General features: G+C 72.6%; 6 protein-coding genes. 5 read left to right on the top strand and 1 reads right to left on the bottom strand.

What is annotated here, in order from left to right; translation table 11 throughout:
- Positions 1–64: 64 nt before the first annotated feature.
- The 5 genes from MXD62_RS26840 to MXD62_RS26820 all read left to right on the top strand — a co-directional run bounded on the left by MXD62_RS26840 (position 65) and on the right by MXD62_RS26820 (position 4,406).
- Positions 65–595, top strand: coding sequence for an HD domain-containing protein (locus MXD62_RS26840; protein ID WP_248832196.1), 531 nt, complete (start codon positions 65–67; stop codon positions 593–595).
- A 27-nt stretch (positions 596–622) separates the two neighbouring features.
- The gene (nucS, locus tag MXD62_RS26835) at positions 623–1,285 is read left to right on the top strand and encodes an endonuclease NucS (protein WP_248832195.1); all 663 of its coding nucleotides are present in this window, start codon (positions 623–625) and stop codon (positions 1,283–1,285) included.
- Between the two features lie 363 nt (positions 1,286–1,648).
- A complete protein-coding gene (locus tag MXD62_RS26830) occupies positions 1,649–3,436 on the top strand; it encodes a 3-hydroxybutyryl-CoA dehydrogenase (protein WP_248832194.1) in 1,788 nt (595 codons plus the stop codon).
- Between the two features lie 181 nt (positions 3,437–3,617).
- On the top strand, positions 3,618–4,133 hold the full coding sequence (locus MXD62_RS26825) for a DUF1232 domain-containing protein (RefSeq protein WP_248832193.1): 516 nt from the start codon (positions 3,618–3,620) through the stop codon (positions 4,131–4,133).
- A gap of 15 nt (positions 4,134–4,148) precedes the next feature.
- Complete coding sequence (locus MXD62_RS26820; protein ID WP_248832192.1) at positions 4,149–4,406, top strand: hypothetical protein; 258 nt, start codon at positions 4,149–4,151, stop codon at positions 4,404–4,406.
- A gap of 107 nt (positions 4,407–4,513) precedes the next feature.
- Here MXD62_RS26820 and MXD62_RS26815 read toward each other — a convergent pair whose 3' ends face one another.
- Positions 4,514–5,221 carry a sugar-binding protein gene (locus MXD62_RS26815; protein WP_248832191.1) on the bottom strand — a complete coding sequence of 236 codons (708 nt, stop codon included), beginning with the start codon at positions 5,219–5,221 and terminating at the stop codon, positions 4,514–4,516.
- Positions 5,222–5,370: the final 149 nt, after the last annotated feature.

Genomic DNA, 5,370 nt, shown 5'->3' with positions numbered 1-5,370 from the left:
TACGGGCTGACCGACATCATGCGTGGCATCGTGAACATCGTGCGCACCTCAAACGGCCTCGCGAGTGCCTGAACCGGCGGCCGCCCCCACCCCCCAGCCGCAGCCTCCGCCGCGGCCGTCGCTGGAGGACGCGGTGGCGCTGGCGGCCCGGGCCCACACCGGCCAGCTCGACAAGGCGGGCGACGAGTACATCGGCCACCCGCTGCGGGTGATGGGCACCGTCGGCCGCACGGCCCCCGCCGCCGGGGTGGACCCGTCCCTCGCGCAGATGGCCGCCATCCTGCACGACGTGGTCGAGGACAGCGAGGTCACGCTCGACGACCTCGCCGCCTCCGGGTACCCGCCGGCGGTCGTCGCCGCGGTGGACGCGCTCTCCCACCGCGAGGGTGAGCCGCAGGAGGCCTACCTGGCCCGGGTCGCCGCCGACCGCATCGCCGTCGTCGTAAAGCGGGCCGACATGGCCGACAACTCCGACCCGCGCCGCCTCGGACGGCTCCCCGTCGAGGACGCCCAGCGGCTCACCACCCGCTACGCGGGCCGCCGCCGGCTGCTCGACGACCTCGTCCTGCGGAACGCGGGTACCCGGTCCAGGTGAGGCGACCGGGCACGGTACGGTCGCGACATGCGGCTCGTTATCGCTCGGTGCAGTGTCGACTACATCGGCCGGCTCAAGGCGCACCTGCCCAGCGCCGTCCGGCTGCTCCTGGTGAAGGCCGACGGCTCTGTCTCCATCCACGCCGACGGACGTGCCTACAAGCCGCTGAACTGGATGAGCCCGCCCTGCGTCATCGCAGAGGAGGAGGGCGTCTGGCGGGTCACCAACAAGGCCGAGGAACAGCTCGTCATCTCGATCGAGCAGATCCTGCACGACTCCACGCACGAGCTCGGTGTCGACCCCGGCCTGCGCAAGGACGGCGTGGAGGCGCACCTGCAGGTGCTGCTGGCCGACCGGCCGGACGCCGTCCGCGAGGGCCTGACGCTGGTCCGCCGGGAGTACGAGACCGGTATCGGCCCGGTCGACCTGCTCTGTCGCGCCGCCGACGGCTCCACCGTGGCCGTGGAGATCAAGCGCAAGGGTGAGATCGACGGGGTGGAGCAGCTCACCCGCTACCTCTCCCGCCTGGACGATGATCCGGCCCTTCCGCATCCGGTGCGGGGCATTCTGTGCGCCCAGTCGATCACGCCGCAGGCACGCCTGCTGGCCGCCGACCGCGGCATCGCCTGCTCGGTGGTCGACTACGACGCCCTGCGCGGCCTCGAGCCTTCCATCCCCACCCTGTTCTGACCCGGTTCCGTCCCCCCCGGACGATGCGTGGCCGCTGGGTGAGTCCTGCCTGCCACTGAGCCGCCACGCCTTTTTGGCTGTCGCTGTCCGTGGTCCGTTGGCGGGCTCGTGCGGTCGCGGTGGGTGGGGCGGCGCGCGTAGCATCCTGTCCCCGCGCACTGCATGGCAGCTTTCATCACGATCACAAGCTCATGCGTCGAGAACCTGGGAGGATTCGGACACTCGCGGAGTGGACGCTCCACTGCCGGTGCCGGTCCCAACACCACACCGGTGCCCGGGACGTCGCACGCCGCAGGCCGCGTACTCGGCGGTGACAGGCGGCCAGACCACGGGAAAGACCACCCGGAGGAAGGAGCGCTGGGCATGGGCCAGGAGAGCACCCTCGGTGAGCTGACGAGGATCGGGGTCATCGGGCTCGGCACCATGGGCGCCGGCATCGCGGAGGTGCTGGCCCGTGCCGGTATCGACGTGGTGGGCGTCGAACGGGACGAGGCCGGGCTGGCCCGCGGTCGGGGCCATCTGGAGCACTCCACGCATCGGGCGGTCGAACGCGGCAAGCTGACCCCGGCCGAGCGTGAGGAGCTGCTCGGCCGCATCAGCAGTGGCGTCGACCTGACGGCCGTCGCGGACTGTCCTCTGATCATCGAGGCCATCCACGAGCGGCTGGACGCCAAGCAGGAGCTCATCGCCCGTCTCGACGAGATCTGTCCCGCCGGGACGATCATCGCCAGCAACACCAGCTCACTGTCGGTCACCGAGCTTGCCGCCGGCACCCACCGGCCGTCCAGGGTGCTCGGCACGCACTGGTTCAACCCGGCGCCGGTGATGGAACTCGTCGAGGTGGTCGGGACGGTCGTCACGGATCCTGTTGTCCTTGACGAGGTCCGCGACCTGGTCGGCCGCGTCGGGAAGATTGCGGTCAGGGCAGGCGACCGGGCCGGTTTCATCGCCAACGCGCTGCTGTTCGGCTACCTGAACAACGCGGTGCGGATGCTGGAGGCGCACTACGCGACCCGGGAGGACATCGACGCGGCGATGCGCTTCGGCTGCGGTCACCCGATGGGGCCGCTGGCCCTGCTCGACCTGATCGGGCTCGACTCCGCGTACGAGATCCTCGACTCGATGTACCACCAGTCCCGCGATCACCTGCATGCTCCCGCGCCGCTGCTCAAGCAGCTCGTCACGGCCGGAATGCTGGGCCGCAAGACCGGTCGGGGCTTCTACACCTACGCCGAGGCCGACTCGCCGCACGTCGTCGACGACGCCGCCCCGAGCGTGGTCGCCGGGGTCGAACCCAGGCCGGTGCGCTCCGTCGGCGTCGTGGGCACCGGGACGATGGCCTGCGGCATCGTCGAGGTCCTGGCCCGCTCCGGTTTCGACGTGGTGTTCCGCGCGCGGTCCGACGACAAGGTGTCGGCCGTCCGCAAGAGGCTGGTGGAGTCGCTGGAGCGAGGCGTCCAGCGCGGACGGCTGTCCGCCGAGGAGCGTGACGCCGCGCTCGCCCGGGTGACGGGGACGACCGACCTCGACGCGCTCGCCGGCTGCGATCTCGTCGTCGAGGCGGTCGTCGAGGAGCTCTCGGTGAAGCGGGCGCTGTTCGCCGCGCTCGACGAGGTGATGAAGCCGGGGGCGGTGCTCGCGACCACGACGTCCTCCCTGCCGGTGATCGAGTGCGCCACGGCGACGACCCGTCCGCGGGACGTCGTCGGGATGCACTGGTTCAACCCGGCGCCCGCGATGCGCCTGATCGAGGTCGTGCCGACGGTGCTGACCGCTCCCGATGTCACCGCGACGGTGCTCGCGGTCAGCCGGGCCGCCGGCAAGCACCCGGTGGTCTGCGCGGACCGCGCCGGGTTCATCGTGAACGCGCTGCTCTTCCCGTACCTCAACGACGCCGTGCGGATGCTGGAGGCGCACTACGCCAGCGTCGACGACATCGACACCGCGATGACGGTGGGCTGCGGACATCCGATGGGCCCGTTCGCGCTGGCGGACGTGGTCGGTCTCGACGTCACACTGGCGATCCAGCGGACGTTGTACCTGGAGTTCCGGGAGCCGGGCTATGCCCCGGCCCCCCTGCTCGAGCACCTCGTGAAGGCGGGCTACCTGGGGCGCAAGACCGGCCGGGGCTTCCGCGACCACTCGCGCTGAGGCGGCGGGGGTCCGGTCGGAGGGGGTTCGTGGCCCCTCCGGGGGGTACCGGACGGGCAGCCGGCGTTGATCACCCTTCGGGGCGGGTCGGCGGTCGTGTCTAGGATGTCGCCGGGCGCCGGGACGCCCCCCGGCGGTCGGCGCCCGTGCCGGCTGCCCGTACGCCCCGAGGAGGACGCCCATGGCCACGGTGGACAAGGACGCGCTGCGCGCATTCGGCCGTGAGGTGACGACCTTCCTGCCCGACCTGGTCGTGATGCTGCGCCGGGTGGTCGCCGACCCGCGGGTGCCGCAGTCCGCGAAGCTGGAGGCGGGAGCGGCGCTGGCCTACCTGGTGTCGCCGAAGAACCGGCTGACGAACATCATCCCGGTGATCGGCCAGCTCGATGACGTGGCCGTTGTGGCCTTCGCGTTCCGTCGCCTGGTGGTCGGGGCGGGTGAGCCGATCCTGCGGGAGCACTGGCGCGGCAGCGACCGCTCGTTCCACGCGCTCATCGGGGCGTCGTCGGCGCTGGCGAGCCCGGCGGGCATGCTCCGGCGGGCGAAGGTGGCCCGTACGCTGGCCGGCGCGGCGATCCACAAGGCCGGCCGCGGCGGGCGGGCGGGCGGCGCCGGCGCGGAGCCGAGAACCGTCAAGGTCGTGGACGGCGAGGTCATCGGCCGTTCAGGGCCGGACGGCGGCTCCGGCGGTCACTGAGGCCCGGTCGACGGCATGGGCGCGGGCGGAAATCCGGGCGCGGGGGAAAGCGCGGGCGGGGACGAGGACTGGGTCGTGCGGCCGGTGACCGGCGCCGCGACGACGAAGGCATACCGGTGCCCGGGTTGCGACCAGCTCATAACCGCGGGTACGCCGCATCGGGTGGTGTGGCCGGTCGGCGACATCGACGAACGGCGGCACTGGCACACCCCGTGCTGGACCCGGCGGCACGTCAGCGCGAACCGACGCCGACGGCCCTGGCGCCACCGCTAGACCTCGGCACCACGGCGAGGCCCTGGTGGACTGTTTGGCCCTGGTGACTGCTTGGCCCTGGCGGCACCGCTGACGGCTGCCGCCGCTGACCTCACCGGCGGCGGCCGTCAGCCGTGGGACGAACCCGCCGTCTGGACGGCGGTGCTCTCGCCCTGCGTCAGTGCTCTCGGCGCGGAGGCCGACGGCGCCTCGATCGGGGCGGTCGCCGCGGTGAGCCGGTCGCGCAGCGCGCCGAGCTGGGCCGTCACCTGGTCGTGCAGCGCGCCGAGCTGCGCGGTGACCTGGTCGCGCTGGTGCTCCAGCTCGGCGAGGCGCCGCGCGGACTCCTCCTCGGCCTGGGCCGCGGCCGACCGGGCCGCCTCGACGACGCGCTCCGCCTCGGCGCGGGCCGAGGAGACGATGCTCTGCGCCTGCTCGTCGGCCTCCCGCAGGGTGCGGTCGCGGGTGTGCTCGGCCTCGGTGACGATGCGCCGGGCCTCCTCGAGCTGGGACTCGGCGTCGCGGGTCCGCTCGGCGCGAACCGTCGCCGCCTCCTCCTCGGCGAGCTGCAGGATCTGGGTGATCCGGCCGCCGAACTCCTCCCAGGCAGGTCGGTTCGCGGCCAGGTCGTCGCGAACCCGCGCCGCCTCGGCGGCGGCCTCCGAGGCGGCCGCCTCGGCGGCGGCGCGGTGCGACTCGGCCTCGCGCAGCTGCTCGACCAGCCAGTTGACGTGCGCGTTCACCTGATGTGGGTCGTAACCGCGGCGCACCAGGTCGAAGCCGGGGGCACCGTCACCCTCGCCGGACATCGGGATGAGGTCACTGTGCTCTGTCATAGGGCCTCAGCATCCCAGACGGGCAATCGTTGGGTGACGAGAGCTGCGGCAACGGACGGTCCGGACAGTGGGTCCTACACGCCGCGGAAGCGGTTGATGGCGGTGAGGTGACGAGCCCGGGTCTCCTCGTCACGAATCCCCAGCCCCTC

The sequence above is a fragment of the Frankia sp. Mgl5 genome (genome assembly GCF_023242985.1).
Lineage (GTDB): Bacteria > Actinomycetota > Actinomycetes > Frankiales > Frankiaceae > Parafrankia > Parafrankia soli.
Note: the sequence above shows the minus strand (reverse complement) of the source record. Positions and strands in the feature narration are given on the sequence as shown.